The organism is Streptomyces sp. R11 (assembly GCF_041051905.1).
Lineage (GTDB): Bacteria > Actinomycetota > Actinomycetes > Streptomycetales > Streptomycetaceae > Streptomyces.
In genome coordinates, this window is record NZ_CP163432.1 from 3627576 (window position 1) to 3654079 (window position 26504).

Genomic DNA, 26504 nt, shown 5'->3' on the forward strand with positions numbered 1-26504 from the left:
CGGCGACCGGAGAGGGGCGCGCACCCTCTGTGAGGTGCAGTGCCATCGTACGTGACCAACGCACGACCATGCCAGCGTATTCCTTGCAGCGCGCTACTGGGCGCGCTGCCGCCGCTTCGCCGCCGCGATCGCCCGGTCCGACTCCCGCCGGTCCTGCTTCTCCCGCAAGGTCTGGCGCTTGTCGTACTCCTTCTTGCCTCGCGCCAGAGCGATCTCGGCCTTCGCGCGACCGTCCTTGAAGTACAGGGCGAGGGGCACGATCGTGTGACCCGTCTCCTGGGACTTCGCCTCCAGCTTGTCGATCTCCTCGCGGTGCAGCAGCAGCTTGCGCTTGCGGCGCGCGGAGTGGTTGGTCCAGCTGCCCTGGTGATACTCGGGGATGTGGGCGTTGTGCAGCCACGCCTCGCCCCGGTCGATCTGGACGAAGCCGTCGGTCAGCGAGGTCCGACCCTCACGCAGCGACTTGACCTCGGTGCCCATGAGGACCAGGCCGGCCTCGAAGGTGTCGATGATCGCGTAGTCGTGCCGGGCCTTCTTGTTCTGGGCGACGATCTTGCGCTTGCCGCCCTTCTCACCGTCTCGGCCCGCTTTGCCGGCCGCCCCACCGCCCTGCTTGGGCTGGGACTCCTTGGGTACGTACATTCCCTTGCTCATAGTGCCGTCCATTTTCGCACTACGGAGGGGGTGCGGGGAAAGCCGATTTACGAGTCGCCGAGGCCGCTGAGGACCGTCTCGGCCCGCTCCAGGACCTGTTGGTCGGCCTCCAGGTCGGGGGTGATGCCGCGGCCGTCGACGGTTCGCCCGGAGGGGGTGCGGTAGTGCCCGACGGTCAGCTCGGCGACGGAGCCGTCGGGGAGGCGGCTCGGCATCTGGACCGAGCCCTTGCCGAAGGTGCGGGTGCCCACGACGACCGTGCGGCCGCGGTCCTGCAGGGCGCCGGTGAGCAGCTCGGCCGCGCTCATGGTGCCGCCGTCGACGAGCGCGACCAGGGGTCTGGCCGTGTCGCCGCCGGGTTCGGCGTGCAGCGCGCGCTGGTCGCCGTCGACGTCGTAGGTGGCGACCAGGCCGCCGTCGAGGAACGCGGAGGCGGCGGTGACGGCCTCGGTGACCAGACCGCCGGAGTTGCCCCGCAGGTCGAGGACGACGCCGGTGGCGGCCGGGGCGCGTCGTACGGCCTCGCGGACCGCGTCGCCGGAGCCCTTGGTGAAGGAGGCGATTTTGATGACGGTGACGCCGTCGGCGAGTTCCCGCACGGTGACCGAGTCGGTGGACAGCCGGGCCCGGCGCAGCGTGAGGTCCCACGCGTGCGTGCCGCGCTCCAGGCCCACGGCCACCGCCGTACCTGCGTCCGCGTCGGTAGCGTCGCCCCGCAGTAAGGAGACGACCTCGGTGACCGGACGCCCGTCGACCTTCTGGCCGTCGATGCTGCGCACCAGGTCGCCCGAGCGGATCCCGGCGACGGCGGCGGGCGACCCCGCCCGCACCCTGGTCACCTCGATACGCCCGTCACGCTCGCGGCGCGCCCACAGCCCGACGCCGGTGTACTCGCCGTCGAGGGCCTCCTCGAACTCCTCGTACTCGCCCTGGGAGTAGACGGCGCCCCAGCGGTCCCCGCTGCGGCTGACCGCGCGCTCGGCGGCCTCCATGGGGGACTTGCCCGCGGCCATGGCCTGGGCGGCCGCCTCGGCGACATCCACGTGCCGGCCCGCCGGAGCGGCCGAACCGGCGGCGTCGGCGGGGGTTTTCCGGTCAGGGCCGGGCAGCGAGCCGGTCGCGGCACCGGCGACGAGCACGCTCGCGAAGACCAATGTCAGGGCGGCCCCGCGGCCGAAGCGGCGGGGCTGACAGAACAGGTCACGACCTGACATGCCGGTGAGTCTAGGACAACGCGAGGGGCCGTACGGTCCGTTGACCGGACGGCCCCCTTGGCGTTGGTCACACCTTCAGATACTTGCGCAACGCGAAGAACGCAGCCAACGCGGGCATCAGCAGGCTCGTCGCGAGGATGAGCGGCAGCTTCGTCAACACCGCGTCCCAGCCGATGAAGTTGATCAGCGTCAGCTTCTCCGACAGGGCCAGACCGTGGTCGATGATGAAGTACCTCGCCATCACCAGGAAGGCACACGCGACCGACCCGCCGATGAGTCCGGCGACCGCGGCCTCCATGATGAACGGCGCCTGGATGTAGAAGCCGGAGGCACCGACCAGCCGCATGATGCCGGTCTCACGCCGTCGGCTGAACGCGGACACCCGCACGGTGTTGACGATCAGCATGAGCGCGACCACGAGCATCAGCGCCATCACGGCCCGCGCGGCCCAGTTCATGCCGTTCAGCAGCCCGAAGAGGTTGTCCAGAATGCCCTTCTGGTCCTGCACCGACTGCACACCGTCGCGCCCGTCGAAGGCGGTCGCGATGACCTGGTACTTCTCCGGGTCCTTCAGCTTGATCCGGTACGACTCCTGCATCTGGTCCGGCGTGAGCGAGGCGGCCAGCGGGGAGTCGCCGAACTGCTCCTTGTAGTGCTTGTACGCCTGGTCCTGCGACTCGTAGGTGACCTTCTCGACGACCGTCATCTTGTCCAGGTCGGCGAGGATCTCCTTCTTCTGGTCGTCGGTCACCGCGCCCTTGGCGCAGTTGGGGTCGGACTCGGCGTCGCTCTTGTTGCAGAGGAACACCGAGACGTTGACCTTGTCGTACCAGTAGCCCTTCATGGTGTTGACCTGGTCGCTCATCAGGAGCGACCCGCCGAACAGAGCGAGCGACAGGGCGACGGAGACGATGACGGCGAAGGTCATCGTCAGATTGCGGCGGAGACCGACACCGATCTCGGAGAGTACGAACTGGGCGCGCATGGCGTCTTCTTCAGGCCTTTCCGTGGACGGTCGCGGTCAGTGCTGGTAGCCGTAGACGCCGCGTGCCTGGTCGCGGACGAGGCGGCCCTTCTCCAGCTCGATGACGCGCTTGCGCATCTGGTCCACGATGTTCTGGTCGTGCGTCGCCATCACCACGGTGGTGCCCGTCCGGTTGATCCGGTCGAGCAGCTTCATGATGCCGACGGAGGTCTGCGGGTCGAGGTTGCCGGTGGGCTCGTCGGCGATCAGCAGCTTGGGCCGGTTGACGAAGGCCCGCGCGATCGCCACCCGCTGCTGCTCACCACCGGAGAGCTCACCGGGCATCCGGTCCTCCTTGCCGCCCAGCCCGACGAGGTCGAGCACCTGCGGCACGGACTTGCGGATCTCGCCGCGGGACTTGCCGATGACCTCCTGTGCGAAGGCCACGTTCTCGGCGACCGTCTTGTTCGGCAGCAGCCGGAAGTCCTGGAAGACGGTCCCCAGCTGGCGGCGCATCTGCGGCACCTTCCAGTTGGACAGACGCGCGAGGTCCTTGCCCAGGACGTGCACCTGCCCGTGAGTGCACCGCTCCTCGCGGAGGATCAGCCGCAGGAAGGTGGACTTTCCGGAGCCGGAGGACCCGACGAGGAACACGAACTCGCCCTTCTCCACTTCCAGGGACACATCCCTGAGTGCGGGGCGGGTCTGCTTGGGGTAGACCTTGGAGACGTTGTCGAGTCGGATCACGGGTGCACCATGGGTCGCCGGGGTTAGATGAGCGTGACCATACGCGAACCAGGGGTAGGGGCGCAGGCACCGGGAGGGGTTGCGTGAGGCTTGTGCAGTTTGTGCCGGGTTGGCAACCACCCCTCCGAGAGCGCCCGCGCCCTTTCCCGGGGAACCTGGCATTGTGGAGGGGGGAACGTTCTCGGGGCCGAACCCGTTGAACCCCCGGAGGGAACTGGCTAGGAGGGTGGCGCATGACGTACGACCGGCTGGTGTGCGCGAACTGTGCCGCGCCCGTGAGTGAGGGCCGCTGCCCCGTGTGCCGGGCGAACCGTGAGCGGCTGCAGCAGGAGAACCTGTTTGCGGGTCTGAACCCGATGACGCTGATCGCCCTGCTGGCGGTGCTGATCGCGGCTGTGGCACTGCTGGCGCACCAGACGGCATAGGGCGACGCCCGCACCGTGTACTGACGTGCGGACATGGCGAGGGGCCCGGAGCGAATTGCGCTCCGGGCCCCTCGGCCGTACGGCGTGAATCACGCAGCGTGGACGACCGGCTACCGTCAGGCAGCCGCACCGCCACGGCCGCCCACGAGGCGCGGCAGAATGCGGAAGCCGATACCACCGGCGATCATCGTGGCGGCGCCGACCAGCAGGAACGTGGTCTGAGCGGCACCGGTCTCGGCGAGCTCCTCACCGTTGCCCTGGGCGGACGTGTTGGCGCCGGTGCCCGTGCTGTCGGTGTTGGTCTCCGTCAGGGAGGAGGAACCCTCTTCCTGGGTGGAGGTGCCACCATCGGGGTCGGTGTTGTTGTTACCGCCGCCGTTGTTGCCGTTGCCGTTCCCATTGCCGTTGCCGTTCCCGTTGCCCGGGTCGGTCGGCTCGGTGGTCGGGTCCTCGGTGGGCTCCTCCGGCTCGGTCGGCTCGACCGTCGGGTCCGTCGGAACCGTGGGCTCCTCGGTCGGGATGTCCGTCGGGATGTCGGTGGGGACATCGGTCGGCGGGTCGGTCGGCACCGGCGGGTCGGTCGGGTCGTCCTCGCCACCGATGCAAATGCCGAGCAGGCAGTCCTCCGCCGGCGCGGCCGAAGCGGCACCCGCAGCGGTCAGCGACGCACCGGCCGCGATCACGGCACCGGCCGCGAGGCGCGCGATACGGATCCGCGTCTTCTTCGTCATGTGGTTGCTACCCCCAGTAGCTGAATCGTCAGTGAGGCGGCGCTCGGGGGCCGTGATCGACGGAGGACGTCGCTTAACTCGAATCCCCCGGTTCACATGCGCCCCAGAGATACGCATGCCACGCTTTACCCTTCCCATTTTTCAAAGACACGTCAAGGCCGTTTGCGGGCGCCATGTCCAAATACGGGAGCTATGCCAGGGGTTGGAGCCTGTGAGTGTGATGTAAAACCCAGACATGCAGGCACAGAAAAGGCAACTGCCGCTGAAGTTGCGGCAGTTGCCTTGTCGACAAAGTTACTTCTCCTGCTGCTTGCGCCAGCGAATCCCGGCCTCCAGGAACCCGTCGAGCTCACCGTTGAACACGGCCTCGGGGTTGCCGACTTCGAACTCGGTGCGCAGGTCCTTGACCATCTGGTACGGGTGCAGCACGTACGACCGCATCTGGTTTCCCCAGGAGTTGCCGCCGTCGCCCTTCAGGGCGTCCATCTTGGCCTGCTCCTCCTGGCGGCGCCGCTCGAGCAGCTTGGCCTGGAGGACGTTCATCGCGGTCGCCTTGTTCTGGATCTGCGACCGCTCGTTCTGGCAGGAGACGACGATGCCAGTGGGGATGTGGGTGAGGCGCACCGCGGAGTCGGTGGTGTTGACACCCTGACCGCCCGGGCCGGACGACCGGTACACGTCCACGCGCAGCTCGGACTCGTCGATCTCGATGTGGTCGGTCTGCTCGACCACGGGAAGGATCTCGACGCCCGCGAAGGAGGTCTGGCGGCGCCCCTGGTTGTCGAAGGGCGAGATCCGCACGAGCCGGTGGGTGCCCTGCTCGACCGAGAGCGTGCCGTAGGCGTACGGCACCTGCACGGCGAAGGTGGTCGACTTGATGCCGGCCTCTTCGGCGTACGACGTCTCGTAGATCTCGGTCTTGTAGCCCTTCTGCTCCGCCCAGCGCAGGTACATCCGCTGCAGCTTCTCGGCGAAGTCGGCGGCGTCGACGCCGCCCGCCTCGGCACGGATGTTGACGAGTGCCTCGCGGGAGTCGTACTCGCCGCTGAGGAGCGTCCGGACCTCCATCTCGTCCAGTGCCTTGCGGACGGCGACGAGCTCGGACTCGGCCTCGGCGCGGGTGTCCGGGTCGTCCTCCTCCTCGGCCATCTCGAACAGCACGGCGAGATCGTCGATCCGGCCACGCAGGGCTTCGGCCTTCCGCACCTCGGCCTGGAGGTGGGACAGCTTGCTGGTGATCTTCTGCGCCTCGTCCGGGTTGTCCCACAGGGACGGCGCGGCCGCCTGCTCCTCGAGCACGGCGATGTCTGCCCTCAGCTTGTCGAGGTCCAGAACGGCCTCGATCGACTCCATGGTCGAGGAGAGGGACTTGAGCTCTTCGGATACATCGACGACTGCCACGCCTCCAGCGTAACGGCTCCGCCAAGCGGGCCATGCCGGGTGACCGTGCCCGACGGCGTGCCCGGCGTCACCGCTGACGTACCAGGGGGCTCCCCCTGGACCCCCGGGCCTTCGCCTCTCGACGCCGGTCCAGGCATTCCAGCCCGTCCGGCGTTTGAGGACGAGGCCCGTTCAGGGCCGAAGCGGGGGTCTGGGGGCCGCAGGCCCCCAAGGGACGGGACGGGCGACGGGGGCGACGAAACTACGGGGTCGCCGGAGCCGTGTTGTTCGTGTCCTGGGGTGTGGCCCCGGCGTCGTCCTCCGAGGTCGCCAGCCACGCGCCCACCCCGGCCGCCGCGACCAGCGCCACCGCGGCCGCCCCCACCGCCACCCGGCGCCGGCGCGTCACGGCGCGATGGCGGGCGGAGCCGGGGCGCGGGGCGCCCGCTGCCCGAGGCACCCGCGCCGTACCGCGCGCACCCCCGGCCAGTTCGTCGGGCCCCGGCACCCTCATCGACGTATGCGTGTCCCGGTTGGAGTCCGCCGGCTTCGCGCCCGGCACCAACGGGACCGCGCCACGCCGCCGCACCCGCTCCCCCGCCGGCGCCGCCTCCTCGGCGGCCGGAGCCTCGTCCTCCGCAGGCTCCGCGTCCGGCTCGTCCACGTCCAGCGGCGGCATCCCGGCCACCAACGGCAGCAGCTCCCGCAGCCGCGCCCCGAGCTCCGACGCCCGCAGCCGCGAGGCCGGTGCCTTCGCCAGGCACTGCACGAGCAGCTGCCACAGCTCGTCGGGGATGCCGGGCAGCGGCGCCACGCTCTCCGTGACGTGACGGCGGAGCACCGCGCCCGGGTGGCCGCCGCCGAAGGGGGTGAAGCCCGCGAGAAGCTCGTACAGGACGGTCGCCAGCGCGTAGATGTCGACCGCGGCCCGCGGCGGCAGCCCCTCCACGATCTCCGGCGCCAGGTAGTCCGGCGTCCCGATGATCTTCGTGGCGCGGGTGCGACGCGGCGAGTCGATGAGCTTCGCCACGCCGAAGTCCGTCAGCAGGGCGGGATGGGCACCCCCGGGACCCAGCGGCCCCTGCATGTCCAGCAGGACGTTCTCGGGCTTGACGTCCCGGTGCACGACCCCGGCCGCATGCGCCGCCGCCAGCCCGTCGGCGACGTCCGCGACGATCGCCACGGCCGCCTCGGGCGCGAGTCGCCGCTCGCGGTCGAGCCGGGTGCGCAGGTCCGTGCCCCGGACCAGGTCCATGACCAGCGCGAGGTCATTGCCGTCGACCACGAGGTCGCGTACGGAGACCACGTTCGGATGCTCCAGGCCGAGCAGGGCCGTGCGCTCCTGCACGAAGCGTCCGACGAGTTCCTGGTCGGACGCGAGGTCCTCGCGCAGCAGCTTGATGGCGACGGGCCCCTCGGGCCCCTCGCCCAGCCACACCGTGCCGGCGCTGCCCCGCCCCAGGATCTGGTTGGCGGTGTACCGGCTGCCGATCTTCCGTGCCAAGGCTGCTCCTACAGACGCGTGTGTCGCTAAAACTACGCGTCCGAGGAGCCAACCTTCACCGCCGAGGCGGAAATCACCCGCCAGGTGTCGACAAATAACCAAACCAGCCGACGCCGTACCGCGTCGGCCCCGGGTCAGCTCGTGCCCGAACCGCCACCCGAGCCGCCCAGGTCTCCGATCCACCCGCTCACGGTGCTGACCCAGTCGCTGAGCTGCTCCCAGTAGCCCTTGCCCGTGCCGATCCACTCCTGCAAGGGGCTCAGCTCCCAGACCAGCCAACCCGCGACGAAGAGGATGACGATCGTGAAGAGGCATCCCTTGAGGCAGCCGAGGCCGGGGATCCGCATCGGGTTGGCGCTGCGCTGGCGCGGCTGACGCGGCTCGCGCCGGGGCCGCTGCGGCTCCGGCGTGGGCGGCGGTGCGTACCGCTGGGGCTGCTGCTGCGGCTGACGCTGCGGGGCGTACTGCTGCGGCTGGGGCTGCTGCGGCTGGTGCTGCTGCGGATGGCCGTAACCCTGCTGCCGGCCCTGCGGCGGCCGCTGCTGCTGGGGCTGCTGCTGCGGGCGGGCGACCTGGCGCTGGGGGCGCCTGCGCAGCGGGTCCTGGTTGGGATCGAGGTACTGGACCTGCGTCTGCTCGTTGCGGTCCCGGGCCGCGCGCAGCTGGTTCTGCCAGGGGTGCGGGTCCTCGGGGCCGGGCTGACCGGGCTGTCCCGGCGGCATCGGCGGCATGACGGCCGTCGGGTCGGCGGCGCCCCGTCCACCGGGGCCGCCCGTGTTCGGCAGTACGGCCGTGGGGTCCGCGGCGCCCGCCGCGCCGGTGTGCGGCAGGACGCTGGTCGCGCCGTTGGGGTCGTACGCCCCCGGGGCCGCGCCGTGCTGCAGCACCTGGGTGGGGTCGGCCGAGCCCGGCACGGCCGCCGGCGCGGGGTCGGGCGCGAGCAGCGCGGCGACGCCCTCGGCCGCCGCGATCTGCGCGGAGTTCGCGTGCACGCCGATGCCCTCGGCGACGACGCGCAGGCCGCGGGCGAGGTTCTCGGCGCTGGGCCGTTCGTCGGGGTTCTTGCGCAGGCAGCGTTCTATGACGGTCCACAGCGGGTCGGGGACCGTGGAGGGGCGGCGCGGCTCGGCACTCAGGTGCTGGTGCAGGACCTCCAGGGCGGAGCCGCCGCCGAACGGCGGACGGCCGGTGAGCAGCTCGTAGAGGAGGATTCCGGCGCCGTAGATGTCGACGGCGGACGTCTGCGGGCGGCCCTCGGCGGACTCGGGCGCGATGTACGCGGGCGTGCCGACGAACTCGTGGGTGCGGGTCAGGCCCGGGGAGTCGGCGAGGCGGGCGATGCCGAAGTCGGTCAGCATCGGGTGCATCTGGCCGCCGTTCTGCTGGAGCAGGACGTTGGCGGGCTTGAGGTCGCGGTGGACGACGCCGTCGGCGTGGCTGCACGCCAGCGCGTCGGCGATCTGCGCGGTGAGCAGGGACGCGGCGACCGGGGTGAAGGGGCCGTTCTCGCGCAGGTAGCGGTGCAGGTCGGGGCCGTCGATGAGGTCCATGACGAGCGCCAGCAGCTCACCCTCGACGACCAGGTCACGGACCCGGACGATATTCGGGTGGGTCAGCCGGAGCAGGACGGACCGCTCCCGCAGGAACCGCATGACGATGTCCGCGTCGCCGGCGAGCTCCTCCTTGAGGACCTTGATCGCGACGGTCTCGCCGGGCTGCCCCTGCACCGCGGCCTCGGCGCCCGCGGTCTCCCGCTGGCGGGCCCGCCAGACGGTCCCCGTGGCGCCGCGACCCAGCGGCTCCTCGAGGAAGTACTTGCTGCCTACCGGCCGCACGTCGCGCTCCCTGCTGCTTGCCTACGTTCCGACCCACTGTAGTGCCGTGCCCCGGGGCACCGGCCTGTCCTCTTTCTGTGCGTCTTACGTACGGCTTCCCGTACATGTTCGAAGGAAAGACGCTCGGCTCTGTCTCGTGGTTGCCGCAAGCGGACGTGACCGATCTCAAGCGGTCGTCGGTAGGTCATCTGTCAGGCACTTTTGCGGGCAGAGCCGACCAATCAAGATCACTTGTCTTCGGGCGGGGGGCGCGTTGTCAGTGGCAGGTGCGAGGATGCCTGCAGTACTGGCCGATGTGCTCGTGTGGGGTGGGGAGGGCCGTGTTGGAGGGCCCTGGTCCGCGCCCGCGCAGAAGGGACCGCTGACGCCGATGCAGATCCGGCTGACCGTCGTAGACCCGCTGGCCCCACCTGCCCCGGCGCGTGGCCGCGCCGCGAGCTGCGACGTGCTGGTCACGGCACCAGCGGGCACGGCCCTGGCCGCGGTGGCCTCGGCACTCGCCTCGGCGGTGTCCGGGGGCGACGGCCCGGTCGTGCTGTACGCGGGCGCGGAGCGCCTCGACGACCGGCGCAGCACACTGGGTGAGCCCCCTCTGATAGACGGCGCCGTGCTCTCGCTCGGCGCCCCGGCGGCGCCCGAGCCCCACCCCGAGCTGGACGACGCCCCTACCCAGCTCCATGTCGTGGCGGGCCCCGACGCGGGCGGGGTCCACCTGCTGCACGGCGGCGAGATCCGCATCGGCCGCTCCGCCGAGGCCGACGTACCGCTCGACGACCCGGACGTCTCCCGGCTGCACTGCGCGGTCACGGTCGCCGCCGACGGCCGCGTCTCGGTCGCCGACCTGGGCTCCACCAACGGCACGACGCTGGACGGCACCCGGCTGACCACCCGCCCGGTGCGCTTCGTACCGGGCGCGCTGCTGCGGATCGGTGAATCGGCCCTGCGGCTGGCTCCGGCCGGCGGCCCGGGGGCACGAGTGCGGACCGAGCCGGACGGGGAGGGGCACACCCGTGTCCCCGGCGCAGGCGACCGCGAGGTCGACGGCCCGGCGGCACCCGCGCGGGGTGACGCGGCAGTGCCGCACGCACGCGTGGCGGACGGAAGCGGCGCTGACGCCTCCTCGGGAGCGCGGCCGACCGCTCAGGGGCACGGCACCGGCGAGCCGCCCGTCGTGCCCGTCCAGGGCGGAGCACCGCGGATCGAGCGGCACGGCGGGTCGCAGCCGCCGCTCCCGGGACCGCGGGCAGGCGACACGCACGGCGCGGGCTTCGGGGTGGGCGCGCTCGACGGGGGTCAGGGCGAGGAAGACGCCCGGGACATGTTCCCCGGTGCGTCCCCCACGGCCGCCGGGGCCGGGCTCACCGACGGCACAGCGGCCGGCAGCACCCGCAAGGGCACCCCGCTGCGGGGCACCGACATCCCGCCGGGCGTGCGCAGGCGCGGCGGTCTCACGGCGTGGGCGCGGCGGCTGGCCGGCGGGCGCGGCGAGCAGGACGAGGTCCGGCGCGGGACGTACGACGTCGACGAGCCGGCCGAGGCGACCGGCCTCCCCTCGGCGACGAGCCGGTCCCGGTTGCCGGAGGCCTGGCCGGATCCGGCGTCCCTGCTGCTGACCGCGCTGGGGCCCGGGCCCCGGCTGTGGGAGCGCTCACCGGGTCACCCGGAGGCGCTCACGGTGCGGCTCGGCACGGCCGACCGTGCGGCGCCCGACGGCTCGGGGCTGCTGCCCGCGGTGCCGGTGACCGCCGATCTGCGGGAGGTCGGCGCGCTGGGCCTGGCCGGTCCGCGCGAGCGGCTCGCCGGGCTGGCCCGAGCGGTGCTCGCCCAACTCGCCGCGCTGCACTCGCCCGATGCCCTGGAGGTGGTCCTGCTCAGCGCGGACCGCTCCCGCCCGCTGGAGGAGCGCACCGCCGAGTGGGCGTGGCTGGGCTGGCTCCCGCATGTCCGCCCCGGTCACGGCCAGGACTGCCGCCTGCTGCTGGCCTACGACCGCGAACAGGCGACGGCCCGCACCGAGGAGTTGCTGCGCCGGCTGGAGGACCTGACGGCGCAGCCGCGGGGCGCGGTCGCCGCAGCCGTGCCGGACGGGCAGGTGCCGGCGCAGCGTGCCGCACGGCGGCCGTCGTGGGCACAGGACGACGGGCCCGGCGACGGGGCGGACGGGTTCCCGGGGCCGTACACCGTGGTCGTCGTGGACGGCGATCCCGGGGGCGCCGATGTGCGCGAGGCGGTGGCGCGGCTGGCGTTGGAGGGGCCGCGGGCCGGGATCCACGTCGTGTGCCTCGCCGAGACGGCTTCGGCGTCGCCCGCGTCGCCGGTGACGGAGACCTACGAGGCGGCGTGCACGGTGGCGCCGGTGTTCCGGGAGTGCGGGGCGGTCGGGCTGCTCAGCGGGGACGTGGCGACGGCGCTGCGGCTGTTGCGGGTGGCACGGGGCGGGTCGTCCGAACAGGGCGCCGTCGGACGCGAGACCGCCGCAGCTCACGGCACGGCCGGCAGCGCCCCGCGCGGGCACGACACGGCCGACACCCCGGCCGGGCCCGGCGCCGCGACACCCGGCCCCACTCCCCCCGCAGCCACCCCGCACGGCCCCATCGGACACGGCACCGTCGCCGCGGTGGACGCCGTCTCCCTCGCCTGGGCGGAGCGGTTCGCGCGGGCCCTGGCGCCGTTGCGGACGGAGGGGGCCGTCGGGGAGGGGCACGCGCGCTTGTCCGTGCCGTTGCCTCAGGCGGCGAGGCTGCTCGACGAGTTGGGGCTGGCCCGGGCCACCCCGGCGTCGCTGATGGCGCGGTGGGCCGACGCGGCCGACGACCCTCAGGCCCTCGGTGGGCGGGCCTGTGCCGTGCTCGGGGCCGGGCCGCGCGGGCCGGTCGGCGCGGACCTCGGCGCCGACGGACCGCACCTGCTGATCGAGGGGCCGCCCGGCAGCGGGCGTACGGAGTTGCTGCGGGCCCTCGTCGCGTCGCTCGCCGCGGCCGAGCGGCCGGACCGGCTGGGCGTCGTGCTGATCGACGGCCGGGACAGCGTCGGCGGGAGCGGCGGGCACGGCGAGGGGCTGCGGGCGTGCACGGACATACCGCATGTGACCACCCACCTGACCGCCAACGACCCCGTCCGCATGCGGGAGTTCGCCCAGTCGCTCAGCGCCGAGCTGAAGCGGCGCGCGGAGCTGCTCGGGCGGTCCGACTTCGCCGAGTGGCACACCGGGCGTGAGCTGTCGGGCCGGATGGTGGCACAGCGCGCGGCGGGGGCCGGTGCCGCTGATCTCACGGGGGATCTGGACGCGCCGTCCAGTTCCACGATCAGGCTGCGGCCGGGGGCGGCCCGTCGGCAGGCCGAGGCCGTGCCGCCGCTGCCCCGGCTCGTGGTGGTCGTGGACGACCTGGACGCGCTGGTCTCGCCCGCACTGGGATCGCCGGGCAGGCCGGCGGCGGGCTCGGTGATACGCGCGCTGGAGGCGGTGGCCCGCGAGGGCGAGCGGCTCGGCGTGCATCTGGTGGCCGCGGCGGCCATCGGTGGCCGTACGGCGGAGTCGGAGCCGGCGCGACTGGCGACGCTGCGGGTGACGCTGGACGCGGTGACGGCGGGCCCGGACGAACCGGCGCCGGGGCGCGGCCGGTTGACCTGGGCGGACGGCAGAGCGGTGCCGTTCCAGGGCGGGCGGGTCACCGGACGTATCCCGCGGACGGCGACGCTGCGGCCCACCGTCGTGCCGCTGGAGTGGCACCGCATGGGTGATCCGCCGGCCCGGCGCCCGGTCCGCGAGCTGGGGAACGGGCCTACGGACCTGGCGTTGCTGGCCAGCGCGGTGGAGAGGGCGGCGCGGGAGGTCTCGGCGACCGAGGTGCCCTCGCTCCTGTGACGCCGGTCGGCGCAATCCAGCCCGTCCGGCGTTTGAGGACGAGGCCGTTCAGGCCGATAGCGGGGGTCTGGGGGCGACAGCCCCCAGGGACGTTCACCCCAGCGCAGGGCCCCTGGTCACGAGCCGGTCACGATCTCCCACTTGACAGCGGACGCGGTCTTGCCGCCCCCAAACCCAAGGCGTAGACCAGATCGCACGGGACAGCGCTCGAACGTTCGACGAGGCACGAAGAACGGGGCAGTGATGCGCACCAGCACGAGCAGCAGGAACCGGACAAGCAAGGCCGTCAGGGCCGCGGCGGCCGTATGCGCGGGCGCCCTCGCACTCTCGCTCACCGCATGCGGAGGCGACGACAACGACAGTGGCAACGAACAGGGCGGATCCGGCCAGGAGACCGCCGACACCGTCACCCTTCCCAAGCTGAACGGCGAGTCCCTCGAGGTCGCCGCCGTATGGACCGGTGCCGAGCAGGAGAACTTCAAGAAGGTCCTCGCGGAGTTCGAGAAGCGCACCGGCGCCAAGGTCACCTTCGTGCCCGCCCAGGACCCGATCATCAACTTCCTCGGCTCGAAGGTCGCGGGCGGCCAGCCGCCGGACATCGCGATGCTTCCGCAGCCCGGCGCCATCAAGCAGGCCGTCGACAAGAAGTGGGCCAAGCCCCTCGGCGCCGAGGCGATCAAGGAGCTCCAGGAGAACTACTCGCAGGGCTGGCAGGACATCGGCAAGGTCGACAACAAGCAGTACGGCGTCTACTACAAGGCCGCCAACAAGTCCCTGATCTGGTACAACGCCCAGGTCTTCGAGAACGCGGGGGCCACCGAGCCCAAGACGTGGGACGAACTGCTCACCACCGCGCAGACCGTCTACGACTCCGGCGTGACGCCGTTCTCGGTCGGTGGCGCGGAGGGCTGGACCCTCACCGACTGGTTCGAGAACGTCTACCTCTCGCAGGCGGGCCCGGAGAAGTACGACCAGTTGGCCAGGCACGAGATCAAGTGGACCGACCCGTCCGTGAAGGACGCGCTCACCACGCTCGCGCAGGTGTGGGGCAAGAAGGACTATGTGGCGGGCGGCGCGGACGGTGCGCTGCAGACCGACTTCCCGGCCTCCGTCACGCAGGTCTTCACCGGCGGCGACCAGCCGAAGGCCGCCATGGTCTACGAGGGCGACTTCGCGCAGGTCAACATCACGCAGGCCAAGGCGAAGGTCGGCACGGACGCCAAGGTGTTCCCGTTCCCGACCGTGGGTGACACCGCACCCGTCGTCTCCGGCGGCGACGCGGCCGTCATCCTCCAGGACTCCAAGGCGGCGCAGGCCCTGGCCACCTTCCTGGCCTCCCCGGACGCGGCGACGATCCAGGCCAAGCTCGGCGGTTACCTCTCGCCGAACAAGAACGTGGACAACTCGGCGTATCCGAACGAGGTGCAGCAGAAGATCGCCAAGGCCCTGATCGACTCGGGCGACGACTTCCGCTTCGACATGTCCGACCAGGCCCCGCAGGCCTTCGGCGGCACACCCGGCAAGGGTGAGTGGAAGGCTCTCCAGGACTTCCTGAAGAACCCGTCGGACGTCGCGGGCACACAGCAGAAGCTGGAAGCCGACGCGGCCGCGGCCTTCGGACACTGACGCCGTGGCGTCGACGGACGCGGCAGGGGGCACCGCGCCCCCTGCCGCACCCAAGTCGCGCGGAAGCGTGACCGGCACGCGCAGGACCGTGGTGGTGCTCTTCCTGCTGCCCGCTCTCGTGCTGCTCGGCGCGCTCGTGGTCTACCCCATCGGGTACTCGGTCGTGCGCAGTTTCTACGATCAGTCCGGCGGCGGCTTCGCAGGATTCGACAACTACGAGGCGCTGTTCACGGACGAGGGCATCCGTACGGCACTCAAGAACAACATCATCTGGGTGGTGTTCGCCCCGACGGTCGCCACCGCGCTCGGTCTGATCTTCGCGGTGCTGACCGAACGGGTGCGCTGGGGCACGGCGTTCAAGCTGGTCGTCTTCATGCCGATGGCGATCTCGATGCTGGCGGCGGGCATCATCTTCCGACTGGTGTACGACCAGGATCCGGACAAGGGCGTCGCGAACGCGGTGTGGGTGGGCGTGCACGACACCTTCGCGCAGGCGTCGGCGTTCCCGAAGGCGCACCCGGGGCGGGAGTCGCCACTCGAAGCGGCACCGGGCGGCGGCTTCATCACCAAGGACACCGTCAGCGCCGGCACCCCGGTCAGCCTGCCCCTGGTGGGCGTCGCCCCCGACCAGATGCCGGACGACTCCAAGGCGGCCGTACCGGCGAAGGCCGATCCGGCCGGGATCACCGGCACCACCTGGCAGGACTTCACGCGCGGCAAGGGCGTCGGCACCCTCGGCGGGGTCGACGCGGCCGAGCTGGGCTATGCCGGGATGAAGATCGAGGCCGTCAAGGACGGCAAGGTCGTGGCCGCCACGAAGGCCGCCGACGACGGCACCTTCACACTGCCGGCCGCCGCCGAGGGGGCCCAACTGCGGCTCCCGCCGGACAACTTCAAGGAGCCGTACAACGGCCTGGACTGGCTCGGCCCGTCCCTCGTGACGCCGGCCATCATCGGGTCGTACATCTGGATGTGGGCCGGTTTCGCGATGGTGCTGATCGCGGCCGGGCTCGCGGGCATCCCCCGCGATCTGCTGGAGGCGGCCCGCGTCGACGGCGCCAACGAGTGGCAGGTGTTCCGCCGCGTCACCGTGCCGCTGCTGGCGCCCGTCCTCGCGGTGGTCACCGTCACCCTGATGATCAACGTCCTGAAGATCTTCGACCTGGTCTTCATCATCGCCCCGGGCTCCTCCCAGGACGACGCGAACGTCCTGGCACTGGAGCTGTACCGCAAGGGCTTCTCCGAGGACCAGCCGGGCATCGCGAGCGCGATCGCGGTGTTCCTGCTGCTCCTCGTGATCCCGGTGATGTGGTTCAACATCCGTCGGCTCAGGCGGGAGGGGCGGCGATGAGTACGCATGCCGGTGGGCCCAGCAAGGCGGCGGCGCCGCCGTCCACGACCGTCAAGGCCGAGCAGTCCCTCGGCGGCCGGATCGCCTCGTTCGTCAGCGGCGGGGTGGTGCGGGTATTTCTCATCCTCGTGGGCCTGTTCTGGCTGGTCCCGACGATCGGGCTGTTGCTGTCGTCGCTGCGGCCGCCGGAGGAGATGACCGCGAGCGGCTGGTGGGAGGTCTTCAGCAAGCCCTCCCAACTCACCTTCGACAGCTACGACAAGCTCCTGAGCAACAGCGACATCACCGACTCGATCCTGAACACCGTGCTGATCACGGTCCCGGCGACGGTCCTGGTCGTCGTGATCGGCTCGCTCGCGGGATACGCGTTCGCTTGGATGGAGTTCCCGGGCCGCGACTGGTGGTTCCTGGGCGTGGTCGGCCTGCTGGTCGTACCGGTGCAGGTGGCGCTGATCCCGATCGCCGAACTGTTCGGCAGGATCGGCATCTTCGGCTCCCTGACCGGCGTGATCCTCTTCCACGTCGGCTTCGGACTGCCGTTCGCGGTGTTCCTGCTGCGGAACTTCTTCGCCGAGATCCCTAGGGAGCTGCTGGAGGCGGCCCGGCTGGACGGCGCCGGTGAACTGCGCCTGTTCTTCCGCGTCGTGATGCCGCTCGGCGGTCCGGCGATCGCCGCGCTCGGCATCTTCCAGTTCCTGTGGGTGTGGAACGACATGCTGGTCGCGCTGATCTTCACGGACTCCGGGAGCCAGCCGATCACGGTCGCCCTGCAGACGCAGGTACGGCAGTTCGGCAACAACATCGACGTCCTGGCACCCGGCGCGTTCATCTCCATGGTGATCCCACTGGTCGTGTTCTTCGCGTTCCAGCGGCAGTTCGTGTCCGGCGTGATGGCGGGCGCGGTCAAGTAGGCGCAAGCGCAACACGCTTGAGGGGGCGGACCGTCATCGGTCCGTCCCCTCACGTTCATTCATGATCCCCCGTATGCCGTACCGCGGCGTAACCAAGTCACTCCATTGGCCGTTGCCGGGCAAGGCGCTGTCGCCGCCTACCGCCCCGGCCGACCCAGTGGATGTCCCTTGCCCAGGTTCAGTGTCATTGTCCCCGCGTACAAGGTTCAGGCGTACCTGCACGAGTGCCTGGAATCGGTGCTCTCACAGTCGTACCCCGATCTCGAACTGATCGCCGTCGACGACTGCTCGCCGGACGCGTGCGGCGCGATCATCGACGAGTTCGCGGCCCTCGATCCGCGCGTACGCCCCGTGCATCTGGCGCAGAACCAGGGCCTGGGACCCGCCCGCAACGCCGGCACGGCCGAGGCCACCGGCGACTACCTGGTCTTCCTCGACGGCGACGACACGCTCACCCCCGACGCCCTGCACGCGATCGCGGACCGGCTGAAGGAGACCGGTGAGCCGGACGTCCTGGTCTACGACTACGCGCGCACGTTCTGGACGGGCGAGACGATCCGCAACCAGGCCGCCGCCCAGCTCACCGAGGAGGGCCCGGCGCCGTTCCGGCTGGCGGACCGTCCGGGGCTGCTGCGGCTGCTGATGGTCGCGTGGAACAAGGCGTACCGGCGGGAGTTCGTCGAGGAGGAGGGCTTCGCCTTCCCGGCCGGCTACTACGAGGACACGCCCTGGACGTATCCGGTGCTGATGACGGCGGAGTCGATCGCGACCCTTGACCGGGTGTGCGTGCACTACCGGCAGCGCCGCCGGGGCGCGATCCTCGGCACGGTCAGCCCGCGGCACTTCGACATCTTCGAGCAGTACGACCGCGTCTTCGCCTACGTCGACCAGAACCCCGAACTGGCGCGCTGGCGCCCGTTGCTGTTCCGCAGGATGGTCGACCACCTGGTCGTGGTGTTCGCCCGCCGCGACCGCCTCCCGCGCCGCAGCCGGGCAGCGTTCCTGCGCAAGGCCCGTACCCACTACCGCCGTTACCGCTCCCCCGGCGCGCCCGTCCCCCCGCGCAATCGCCTGCGACACGGCCTGATCCGCCTCGGCCTGCACCGCACATGGCGCGCCCTGCAGCTGGCGTCGGCCCTGCTGCGGCGCACCCGCAAACTCGCCGACCGCCTGCTGAAGGGCCTGCGCTGCGGCGCCCTGCGCGTGCACTACCGCGTCCAGCGGCGCCTCCCCCTGCGCGCCGACCGCGCCACCTTCGCGGCCCACGGAGTCCGCGGCCCCGGCGACAGCCCGGGCGCCCTGGAGCAGGCCTTCCGCACGCACGCCCCGCACATCCGCACCGCCTGGATCACCGACCCGGACGCAGACGCCGGGCAGCAGGACACCGCCCCGTCCGGCCCGCGCCGCCTGCGCCCCGACACGGCCGCCTACTGGACGGCCCTGGCCCGTTCCAAGTACCTCATCCACAACGACGGCTTCGACCGCCGTCTGGTCAAGCGCCCCGGCCAGGTCCTCGTGCAGACCCAACAGGGCACCCCGCTCGGCCACATGGGCCTGGACCTGCGCGAACGCCCGGCGGCGGCAGGGGGCATGGACGTCGTCGAGCTCCTCGACGACGTCGACAAGTGGGACTACGTCGTGTCCGCCAACCGCCACTCCACCCTGACCTGGGAGCGGGTGCACCCGGGCGGCTACACGACCCTCGAATACGGCAGCCCCCGCAACGACGTCTTCCAGCAGGCGACTTCGGCGGACGTGGCCCGGATCCGCGAGCGGCTCGGCATCCCCGATGGCACGGTGGTGATCCTCTACGCTCCCGCCCACCGCGACTACCGCCGCACCCAGCGCACCACGCTCGACCTGCACCGCGTCCTGCGCCGCCTGGGCCCCCGCTTCGTCGTCCTGGCCCGCGCCGACCCGCGGCACGGCGGCCCCCTGACGCCCACCGCCGGCCGCGTCATCGACGTCACCGACCACCCGGGCGTCGAGGAGCTGTGCCTGGCTTCGGACGCCCTGGTCACGGACTACTCGTCGATCATGTTCGACTACGCCAACCTGGACCGGCCGATCGTGCTCCACACCGACGACTGGGAGGCGTACGAGGCGGCCCGCGGCACCTACTTCGACCTGCGCTCCTTCCCGCCGGGCGCGGTGGCGCGCGACGAGGACGAGCTGATCGACATCTTCGCCTCCGGCCACTGGCGGGGCTCGCGCTCCGCCCAGCTGAGGTCGGCGTTCCGCGAGCGTTTCTGCCCGCACGACGACGGACGCGCCGCCGAGCGGGTCGTACGCCATGTGGTGCTGGGCGAGACCTGCCGTCCGCCCGTCGTGCCGCTCGACAAGCGCCACCCCGTGCCGTCGCCGGCCGCGTCGCTCACGCACTCCCCGCTCGCGACCGTGCCGCAACCGACGGGGCGCCGGACCGTCACCGAGAGCCTCTGAACGCCGTTCTCACGGAAACGGAAGAGGAGTTCCCATGCCCTCCAGCCCGTCACGGCCCACACCGACCCGGCCGCCCACCTGGCGTCCGGCCGGTCGGCCCGGCCGCACTCGCGCCGGCTGAGGCCGACCCCGGCCTGCTGAGGAACCCGGCCGCCAGACCATCGACAGAAAGAGCAGTATGCCCCGCTTCAGCATCATCGTTCCGTCCCATGGGGTCGCGGGCCGGCTGTCCCAGGCGCTGGACTCGGTCCTCTCCCAGTCCTTCGGCGACTTCGAGCTGATCCCGGTCTGCGACGCCCTCGGTGCCCCGGCGGCGGCCGTCGCCGCCGGGTACGCGGAGCGGGACTGCCGGGTGGCGCCGGTGAACTCGCCGCCGACGGCCGGTCTGGCCGGGGCGCGCAACACCGGGCTGCGGGCCGCGATCGGCGACTGGCTGCTGTTCCTGGACGGCGACGACGAGCTGGTGCCGGGCGCTCTGGCGGCGCTGGATGCCCGACTGAGCGAGACCGGTGACGTGGACGTCCTGTACTTCGAGCACGAGCGGACCCCGTGGTGGGTGGGCGAGCCGACCAACCCGGCCGCGCTGGTGCTGGCGCGGACGCCGGGCGCGGTGTTCGCCCCCGAACAGGCTCCGCAGTTGACGGGGGTCCAGCTTCCGGCGTGGAGTGCGGCCTACCGGCGGGCCTTCCTCGCGGCACAGCAACTGCCCTTCCCCGACGGCCACTTCACCGACGTCGGCTTCGGTGGCCTGGTCGTGCTGGGCGCCGAGCGCATGGCGGTGCTGCGCCAGGTCGTCGTACGGCATCTGCTGCGGCGGCAGGGCAACCGGCTGAACCTGCCCGGGGAGCACCACTTCGAGCTGCTCGACCAGGCCGAGCTGGTGCTGGCGCGGGCCGTGGAGCAAGGGCTGCCGGAAAGCAGGCTCGGGCCGTTGTTCGAGCAGCTCTTCGCCGCCGTACTGAAGACCGCCGCCCATCCGCGACGGCTGCCACGCCGGCGCCGGGCCTTCTTCCGGCGGGCGAGCGGGCTCTACCGGCGGTACCGGCCCGCCGGGTTCCGGACACCGGGCGGGAGTCTCGGTGTGCAGCACCGGCTGCTGGCGAGGGGGGCGTACGCGGCGTTCCGGGCGCTGCGCGGCGCCAACCGGGCGGCGACTCGGGTGGCTTCGGGGGTGCCGCGGCCGCGCGGGCTGCGCACCCGGCTGCGGTACGGGTGGCAGCTGCGCCGCCGCCTGGACCGGAACCTCGCCGTGTACTGCGCGTACTGGGGCCGCGGCTACGTCTGCAACCCGGCCGCCATCCACGCCAAGGCGCGGGAGCTCGCCCCACATCTGCGCTCGGTGTTCCTGGTGGAGGCGGAGCAGGCGCACACCGTGCCGGAGGGCGTGGAGTACGCGGTCATCGGCAGCCGCAGGTACTGGGACGTGCTGGCCCGGGCCAAGTACCTGATCAACAACGCCAACTTCGCGGACGCCGTCGTCAAGCGCAGGGGCAGCGTGCATCTGTCGACCCAGCACGGCACCCCGCTGAAGAAGATGGGCGCCGACCAGGCGACGTACCCCGTGGTGGCCGCGGCGACCGGCAGCTTCGCCAGGCTGCTGGCCCGCGTCGACCGCTGGGACTACAACCTCACCTCCAACCGGCACTCGACTCAGATGTGGGAGAGCGCCTACCCCGCCGCGCACGAGACCCTCGAGTACGGCTATCCGCGCAACGACGCGTACTACACGGCGACCGCCGCCGACGTGGCCCGCATCCGCCGCGAACTCGGTGTCCCCGACGGCAAGAAGGCCCTCCTCTACGCGCCCACGCACCGCGACCACGCCACCGGCTTCGAGTCGAGCCTCGACCTGGAGGCGCTGTGCGAGGAGATCGGCGACGAGTACGTCGTGCTGCTGCGCGCCCACTACTTCTACGACCGCGGCGCCCGGCGCGGCACCGGCCGGATCATCGACGTCACCGCGCACCGCTCCTCCGAGGACGTGTGCCTGGCCGCCGACGCGCTGATCACCGACTACTCGTCGATCATGTTCGACTACGCCAACCTGGACCGGCCGATCGTCGTGTACGCCGACGACTGGGACGTCTACCGGGAGGTGCGGGGCGTCTACTTCGACCTGCTGGAGGCACCGCCGGGCCGGGTGACGCGGACACCGGGCGAGCTTGCGGCCGTCCTGCGCGACGGCTCGTGGGCGGACGAGGAGGCCACGGCCCTGCGCGCCGCCTTCCGGGAGCGGTTCTGCCAGTTCGACGACGGGCGCGCCGCCGAGCGCGTCGTACGCCGCGTCCTGCTGGGCGAGCCGCCCGAGGCGATCCCGCCGGTGACCCCCCTGGCCGAGCGCATCCCCGCCCCCGCCGCGACGACCCTCGTAAGGAACTGAGGTACCGACGTGCCCCGCTTCAGCGTCATCGTCCCCGTCTTCAAGGTGCAGGGCTTCCTGCGGGATTGCCTGGACTCGGTGCTCGGGCAGTCGTACACCGACTTCGAGGTGATCGCCGTCGACGACCGCTCCCCCGACGGCTGCCCCGCCATCCTCGACGCCTACGCCGACCGCGACGCACGCGTGCGTGTGCTGCACCTGCCGGAGAACGTCGGCCTCGGCCGGGCCCGCAACGCCGGTCTGGAGCAGGCGAGCGGCGACTACGTCCTCTTCCTCGACAGCGACGACCAGTACACGCCGGGCCTGCTTGCGGCCGTCGCCGCGCGCCTGGAGTCGGCCGACGAGCCGGACATCCTGGTCTTCGACCACGTCCGCACCCACTGGTGGGGCCGCGGCGGCCGCAGCACGGCGGCCGACCTGCTGGCCGCGGCCGGGGCGGGCACCTTCAACGTCCGCGAGAACCCGGAGTATCTGCATCTGTTCCTGGTCGCCTGGAACAAGGCGTACCGGCGGGACTTCTTCCTGAAGCACGAGCTGCGCTACGCGCCGGGACTGTACGAGGACGCGCCCGTCACCTACCGCTCTATGGTGCTGGCCGACCGCGTCGCCGGTCTGGAGCGGATCGGGGTCGAGTACCGGCAGCGCCGGCAGGGCGCGATCACCAAGACGCCGGGGCGGCGGCACTTCGACATCTTTCCGCAGTACGAGGGCCTGTTCGCGTTTCTCGCCGAGCGCCCGGAGCTGGCGTGGGCACGGCCGCCGCTGTTCGAACGGGCCCTGGACCACATGCTGTTCGTGCTCGCGCGCGAGGACCGGGTGCGGCCCGCGGACCGGCCGGACTTCTACCGCGAGATCCGCTCCTTCCACGCCCGCCACCTCCCCGAGGGCTTCACGCCGCCCGACGGCTGGCGCGGCAAGGAGATGCGGCTGCTGGCGACGGCGTCCTACCCGTCGTACGCCGTCGCACGCGGTCTGCGCGATGTGCGCAGGGCGGCGGGCCACGGCAGGCAGCGCGTGACGCGCGCGGCGTCGAACCGGGCCCAACGCGTCTGGTACGGCGCCCAGTCGAAGCTCCCGCTCGATCCGCACCTGGCCGTCTACTCGGCGTTCTCCCATGGCGGAGTGCTGGGTGATCCGGCGGCGATCCACGCCAAGGCCCGCGAGGTCGCCCCGCACATCAGGGGCGTGTGGGTGGTCCAGGAGGACGCGGTGGACGCGCTGCCGCCCGGCGTCGACTTCGTGACGCCCGGCTCGCGGCGCTACCACGAGGTCATGGCGCGGGCCACGTACTGGGTGAACAACGTCAACTGGCCCGGCGCTCTGGGCAAGCGCCCCGGCAGCGTCCACGTCCACACCCACCAGGGCACCCCGCTCAAGTACATGGCGGCCGACCTGCTGACCAAGCCCGGCGCCCGGCACGGCTTCGACGTGCCGAAGATGCTGTGGCGCGCCGACCGGTGGGACTACAGCCTGGTGGCCAACCGGCACTCGGAGCTGGCGTGGGAGCGGGCGTATCCGTGCCACTTCACGTCGCTCAGGACGGGGAGCCCGCGCAACGACGTGCTGGTCAACGCGGGCCCCGAGGCGGGCGAGGCCGTGCGGGCGCGGCTCGGCGTCCCCGCCGGCAACACCGTCGTGCTGTACGCGCCGACCCGCCGCGAGTACCGCCGGGGCGGCCACGTGGACCGGATCGACCTGGCCAGATTCGCCCGGGATCTCGGCACCGGCCACACCCTCGTCGTACGGCTGCATCCGTCGCTCGCGAAGGGCACGGCCCGCGGGATGGGCCTGGCCGACCTGCACCGGCGGGGCGTGCTGATCGACGCGACCGGCGAACCGCATGTCGAGGACGTGCTGCTCGCCGCCGACGTGCTGGTCACCGACTACTCCGCCCTGATGTTCGACTACGCCAACCTGGACCGGCCGATCGTGATCCACGCCGACGACTGGGGGGCGTACGCGGCGAGCCGGGGCGCCTACTTCGACATCACGGCCGACGCGCCGGGGCATGTGTCGCGCTCGTACCGGGAGTTGGCGTGGCTGTTCGCGTCCGGGACCTGGCAGGACGGGGAGTCGGCGCGGTTGCGGGCGGGGTTCAGGGAACGGTTCTGCGAGTTCGACGACGGGCTGGCCGCGGAGCGGGTCGTGCGGACGGTGATGCTGGGTGAGCGGATGCCGGAGCGTCCGGGCGGGGTGGAGCGGGTGCCTGCGCCGGCGGCGGCGAGGTCGTCGCTCATGGACGCCCGCTGAAGCGTTCCACGACGGGTTCCCCGGATGGTGGGCTCACTCGATGAGGTGACGTGAGGTAGAGGTGTTTACCTTGCCGGGAACATACGGCAAATGCCTCAAACCAGCACAACCTCCACGGCCAGAGCCGCGGGCGCCGCTGTCGGTGTCCTCGTCCGGAGGACCGTGCGTGGCGCGAGTGCCCTGCGCGGCGGCCGCAGTTGGCGTCCGACGCCGTACCAGGTCTACGGCTTTCTGTTCTGCCTGGCGATGCTGCTGGCGTACTGGGCCGTGCCGCTGTGCTGCGACGCGGGCCAGCACGCGGCGGTCGTCGAACGCCTCAAGGCGGACCTGCTCCACCCGCGCCACCCGATGGCGGACCTGCCGGGCGCGGGCAGCCCGTACTACTCGCCGTACGCGGTCGCGCAGGGCGTGTTCGCCCGGCTGACGGGGCTGGGCGGCTGGGAGATGCTGCGGCTGGCCGGCGCGCTGAACCTGCTCGTGCTGCTGACCGGCATCGGCCGTCTGGTGCGGGTTCTGTCGCCGAGACCGTGGGCGCCGGTGCTCGCACTGGGGGCGATGACGCTGCTGTGGGGGACCGAGCGGGCCTGGTGGAGCGGCTATCTGAGCCTGATGTCGATGACGGGGAATCTCGGCTATCCCTCGGCCTTCGCCATCGGCCTCACCTTCTGGGCCTGGGCCCTGACGGGGACGCGGGCACGGGGACAGGGACAGCAACAGGGGGAGGGGGAGAGGGAGGACCGGCGGCAGGGGCTCGTCCGGTACGTCGGGCCGAGCGGGCTGCCGGGGCTCGCCGGGTACGCGGGGATCGGGGTGCTGTACGGGCTGATCCTGCTGACCCACCCGATCACCGCGGTGGCGGCGGCGCTGGGCGCGGTGGCGTTCGTGGCGGGGTGGCAGCGGGGGTGGCTTCGGGGGCAGCGGGGTGCCCTGGCCGTGCGGTGGGGGGCGATGACGGGCACGGCGGTGCTGCTCGCCTGGTCCTGGCCGTACTACGACGTGTTCGCGCTGGCCGGGGACGACAGCGTGGACTGGATGCACGAGCGGCTGTACGAGCAGCTCGGCGGGCAGTTCTGGCTGGCGCTGCTGGGGCTGCCGGCGCTGTGGCTGCGGTGGCGGCGCGGCTCCTGGCGGGATCCGCTGGTGCTGCTCTTCGCCCTCGAATGCCTGCTCGTGGCGTGCGGCTGGGTCAGCGGCCACTACACCTACGGCAGGATCCTCGGGCTCACCCTGGTGCCGCTGCAGTTCGCCCTGGCCGTGGAGCTGGCGGCGCCCCGGCCGTGGGGCAGGGCGCGCCGGGTGCTGGGCGGGGCCGCTGTCGCCGGGGCCTGTGTCGGGTTCCTGACCGTGCAGGGCGGGGCGGTGGTGCCGCGGGCCCTGGATCCGATCGGGCTCGAACAGCCCTCGCTGTGGCCGTCGTACGCCTGGGTGGCACGGCATGTCGGGAAGGGCGAGGTGGTGATCTCCGACGGGCACTACGCCCCTCGCTCGATCCCCGGGTACGGACCGAACCTCGCCGCGCCGATCTGGCCCGACCCCGCCCTGGACGAGCGGGAGCGGGAACGCCGGCTCGCCGATGTCCGCGCCTACCTCTCCCCCGCGTCGACCCGCGCCGAGCGCACGACCGTCGCCCGGCGCTACCACGCGCGCTGGCTGCTGCTGACGCGGTGGAAGCGGGTGCCGGAGGAGGCGGTGGTGGTGGCGTGGAGCCGGGAGACGGGGGAGGTGTTGGCGCGGATCGGGTGACCGCCGCTCTTGCGTGTGGTTACTCGATGACGAGGTCGACCTCGATGTTGCCGCGGGTGGCGTTGGAGTAGGGGCAGACCTGGTGGGCCTGCTCGACCAGCTTGCGGCCGGTGGCCTCGTCGAGGGTGTCGGGCAGCTCCACGCGCAGCGTCACCTTCAGGCCGAAGCCCTCGCCCTGCTTGCCGATGCCGACCTCGGCGGTGACGGCGGCGTCGGAGACGTCCACCTTCGCCTGGCGGCCGACGAGGCCGAGGGCGCTGCCGAAGCAGGCGGCGTAACCGGCGGCGAACAGCTGCTCCGGGTTCGTGCCCTGGCCGTTGCCGCCCAGCTCCACCGGCGCGGCCAGCTGCAGGTCGATCTTGCCGTCGTTGCTGACGGCGCGACCCTCGCGGCCGTGGGTGGCGGTGGCGACAGCGGTGTAGAGCGCGTCCATGGAAACCATCCCTCTCAAGTCACGTCCGGCGGCTCTCTTTGCGGCCGCC

18 protein-coding genes are annotated in these 26504 nt (G+C 72.0%); 9 read left to right on the forward strand and 9 right to left on the reverse strand.

Features of this window, described 5'->3' with window-relative positions:
• Nucleotides 1-93 precede the first annotated feature (93 nt).
• The 4 genes from smpB to ftsE form a co-directional block, all read right to left on the reverse strand.
• On the reverse strand, nucleotides 94-642 hold the full coding sequence (smpB, locus tag AB5J55_RS16530) for an SsrA-binding protein SmpB (RefSeq protein ID WP_369276202.1): 549 nt from the start codon (nucleotides 640-642) through the stop codon (nucleotides 94-96).
• A 59-nt stretch (nucleotides 643-701) separates the two neighbouring features.
• A complete protein-coding gene (locus AB5J55_RS16535; RefSeq protein ID WP_369271418.1) occupies nucleotides 702-1868 on the reverse strand; it encodes a S41 family peptidase in 1167 nt (388 codons plus the stop codon).
• A gap of 67 nt (nucleotides 1869-1935) precedes the next feature.
• Nucleotides 1936-2853, reverse strand: coding sequence for a permease-like cell division protein FtsX (gene ftsX, locus AB5J55_RS16540; protein ID WP_369271419.1), 918 nt, complete (start codon nucleotides 2851-2853; stop codon nucleotides 1936-1938).
• Nucleotides 2854-2889: 36 nt separating this feature from the next.
• Nucleotides 2890-3579, reverse strand: a complete 690-nt coding sequence (gene ftsE, locus AB5J55_RS16545) for a cell division ATP-binding protein FtsE (protein ID WP_274239363.1) — start codon at nucleotides 3577-3579, stop codon at nucleotides 2890-2892.
• Between the two features lie 233 nt (nucleotides 3580-3812).
• Here ftsE and AB5J55_RS16550 point away from each other — a divergent pair, with 233 nt between their 5' ends.
• Nucleotides 3813-4004 (forward strand): hypothetical protein, encoded by a 192-nt coding sequence (locus tag AB5J55_RS16550; RefSeq protein WP_190074618.1) that lies wholly within the window; start codon nucleotides 3813-3815, stop codon nucleotides 4002-4004.
• A 116-nt stretch (nucleotides 4005-4120) separates the two neighbouring features.
• Here the strand turns inward: AB5J55_RS16550 and AB5J55_RS16555 are convergent, their stop codons facing one another.
• The 4 genes from AB5J55_RS16555 to AB5J55_RS16570 all read right to left on the reverse strand — a co-directional run bounded on the left by AB5J55_RS16555 (nucleotide 4121) and on the right by AB5J55_RS16570 (nucleotide 9454).
• On the reverse strand, nucleotides 4121-4735 hold the full coding sequence (locus AB5J55_RS16555; protein ID WP_369271420.1) for a hypothetical protein: 615 nt from the start codon (nucleotides 4733-4735) through the stop codon (nucleotides 4121-4123).
• A 294-nt stretch (nucleotides 4736-5029) separates the two neighbouring features.
• Nucleotides 5030-6136, reverse strand: a complete 1107-nt coding sequence (gene prfB / locus AB5J55_RS16560) for a peptide chain release factor 2 (RefSeq protein ID WP_369271421.1) — start codon at nucleotides 6134-6136, stop codon at nucleotides 5030-5032.
• Between the two features lie 241 nt (nucleotides 6137-6377).
• Complete coding sequence (locus AB5J55_RS16565) at nucleotides 6378-7619, reverse strand: serine/threonine-protein kinase (protein ID WP_369271422.1); 1242 nt, start codon at nucleotides 7617-7619, stop codon at nucleotides 6378-6380.
• 134 nt (nucleotides 7620-7753) lie between these two features.
• The gene (locus tag AB5J55_RS16570) at nucleotides 7754-9454 is read right to left on the reverse strand and encodes a serine/threonine-protein kinase (RefSeq protein ID WP_369271423.1); all 1701 of its coding nucleotides are present in this window, start codon (nucleotides 9452-9454) and stop codon (nucleotides 7754-7756) included.
• 370 nt (nucleotides 9455-9824) lie between these two features.
• On the opposite strand from AB5J55_RS16570, the gene AB5J55_RS16575 reads away from it, so the two are divergent.
• The 8 genes from AB5J55_RS16575 to AB5J55_RS16610 all read left to right on the forward strand — a co-directional run bounded on the left by AB5J55_RS16575 (nucleotide 9825) and on the right by AB5J55_RS16610 (nucleotide 26022).
• A complete protein-coding gene (locus AB5J55_RS16575; RefSeq protein ID WP_369276203.1) occupies nucleotides 9825-13319 on the forward strand; it encodes an FHA domain-containing protein in 3495 nt (1164 codons plus the stop codon).
• Nucleotides 13320-13562: 243 nt separating this feature from the next.
• Nucleotides 13563-14945 (forward strand): ABC transporter substrate-binding protein, encoded by a 1383-nt coding sequence (locus tag AB5J55_RS16580; RefSeq protein WP_369271424.1) that lies wholly within the window; start codon nucleotides 13563-13565, stop codon nucleotides 14943-14945.
• A 67-nt stretch (nucleotides 14946-15012) separates the two neighbouring features.
• Nucleotides 15013-16296: a carbohydrate ABC transporter permease gene (locus AB5J55_RS16585; protein WP_369276204.1), complete on the forward strand. Its 1284-nt coding sequence runs from the start codon at nucleotides 15013-15015 to the stop codon at nucleotides 16294-16296.
• Nucleotides 16293-17207: a carbohydrate ABC transporter permease gene (locus AB5J55_RS16590; protein ID WP_369271425.1), complete on the forward strand. Its 915-nt coding sequence runs from the start codon at nucleotides 16293-16295 to the stop codon at nucleotides 17205-17207. Before AB5J55_RS16585 ends, AB5J55_RS16590 begins: the two co-directional genes overlap by 4 nt.
• Nucleotides 17208-17375: 168 nt before the next feature.
• A complete protein-coding gene (locus AB5J55_RS16595) occupies nucleotides 17376-19649 on the forward strand; it encodes a CDP-glycerol glycerophosphotransferase family protein (protein WP_369271426.1) in 2274 nt (757 codons plus the stop codon).
• Nucleotides 19650-19827: 178 nt separating this feature from the next.
• Nucleotides 19828-22029: a CDP-glycerol glycerophosphotransferase family protein gene (locus AB5J55_RS16600; RefSeq protein ID WP_369271427.1), complete on the forward strand. Its 2202-nt coding sequence runs from the start codon at nucleotides 19828-19830 to the stop codon at nucleotides 22027-22029.
• Between the two features lie 9 nt (nucleotides 22030-22038).
• Nucleotides 22039-24279 carry a CDP-glycerol glycerophosphotransferase family protein gene (locus AB5J55_RS16605; RefSeq protein ID WP_369271428.1) on the forward strand — a complete coding sequence of 747 codons (2241 nt, stop codon included), beginning with the start codon at nucleotides 22039-22041 and terminating at the stop codon, nucleotides 24277-24279.
• Between the two features lie 90 nt (nucleotides 24280-24369).
• A complete protein-coding gene (locus AB5J55_RS16610; protein WP_369271429.1) occupies nucleotides 24370-26022 on the forward strand; it encodes a hypothetical protein in 1653 nt (550 codons plus the stop codon).
• A 19-nt stretch (nucleotides 26023-26041) separates the two neighbouring features.
• Here AB5J55_RS16610 and AB5J55_RS16615 read toward each other — a convergent pair whose 3' ends face one another.
• Nucleotides 26042-26455 (reverse strand): organic hydroperoxide resistance protein, encoded by a 414-nt coding sequence (locus tag AB5J55_RS16615; protein WP_369271430.1) that lies wholly within the window; start codon nucleotides 26453-26455, stop codon nucleotides 26042-26044.
• Nucleotides 26456-26504 lie beyond the last annotated feature (49 nt).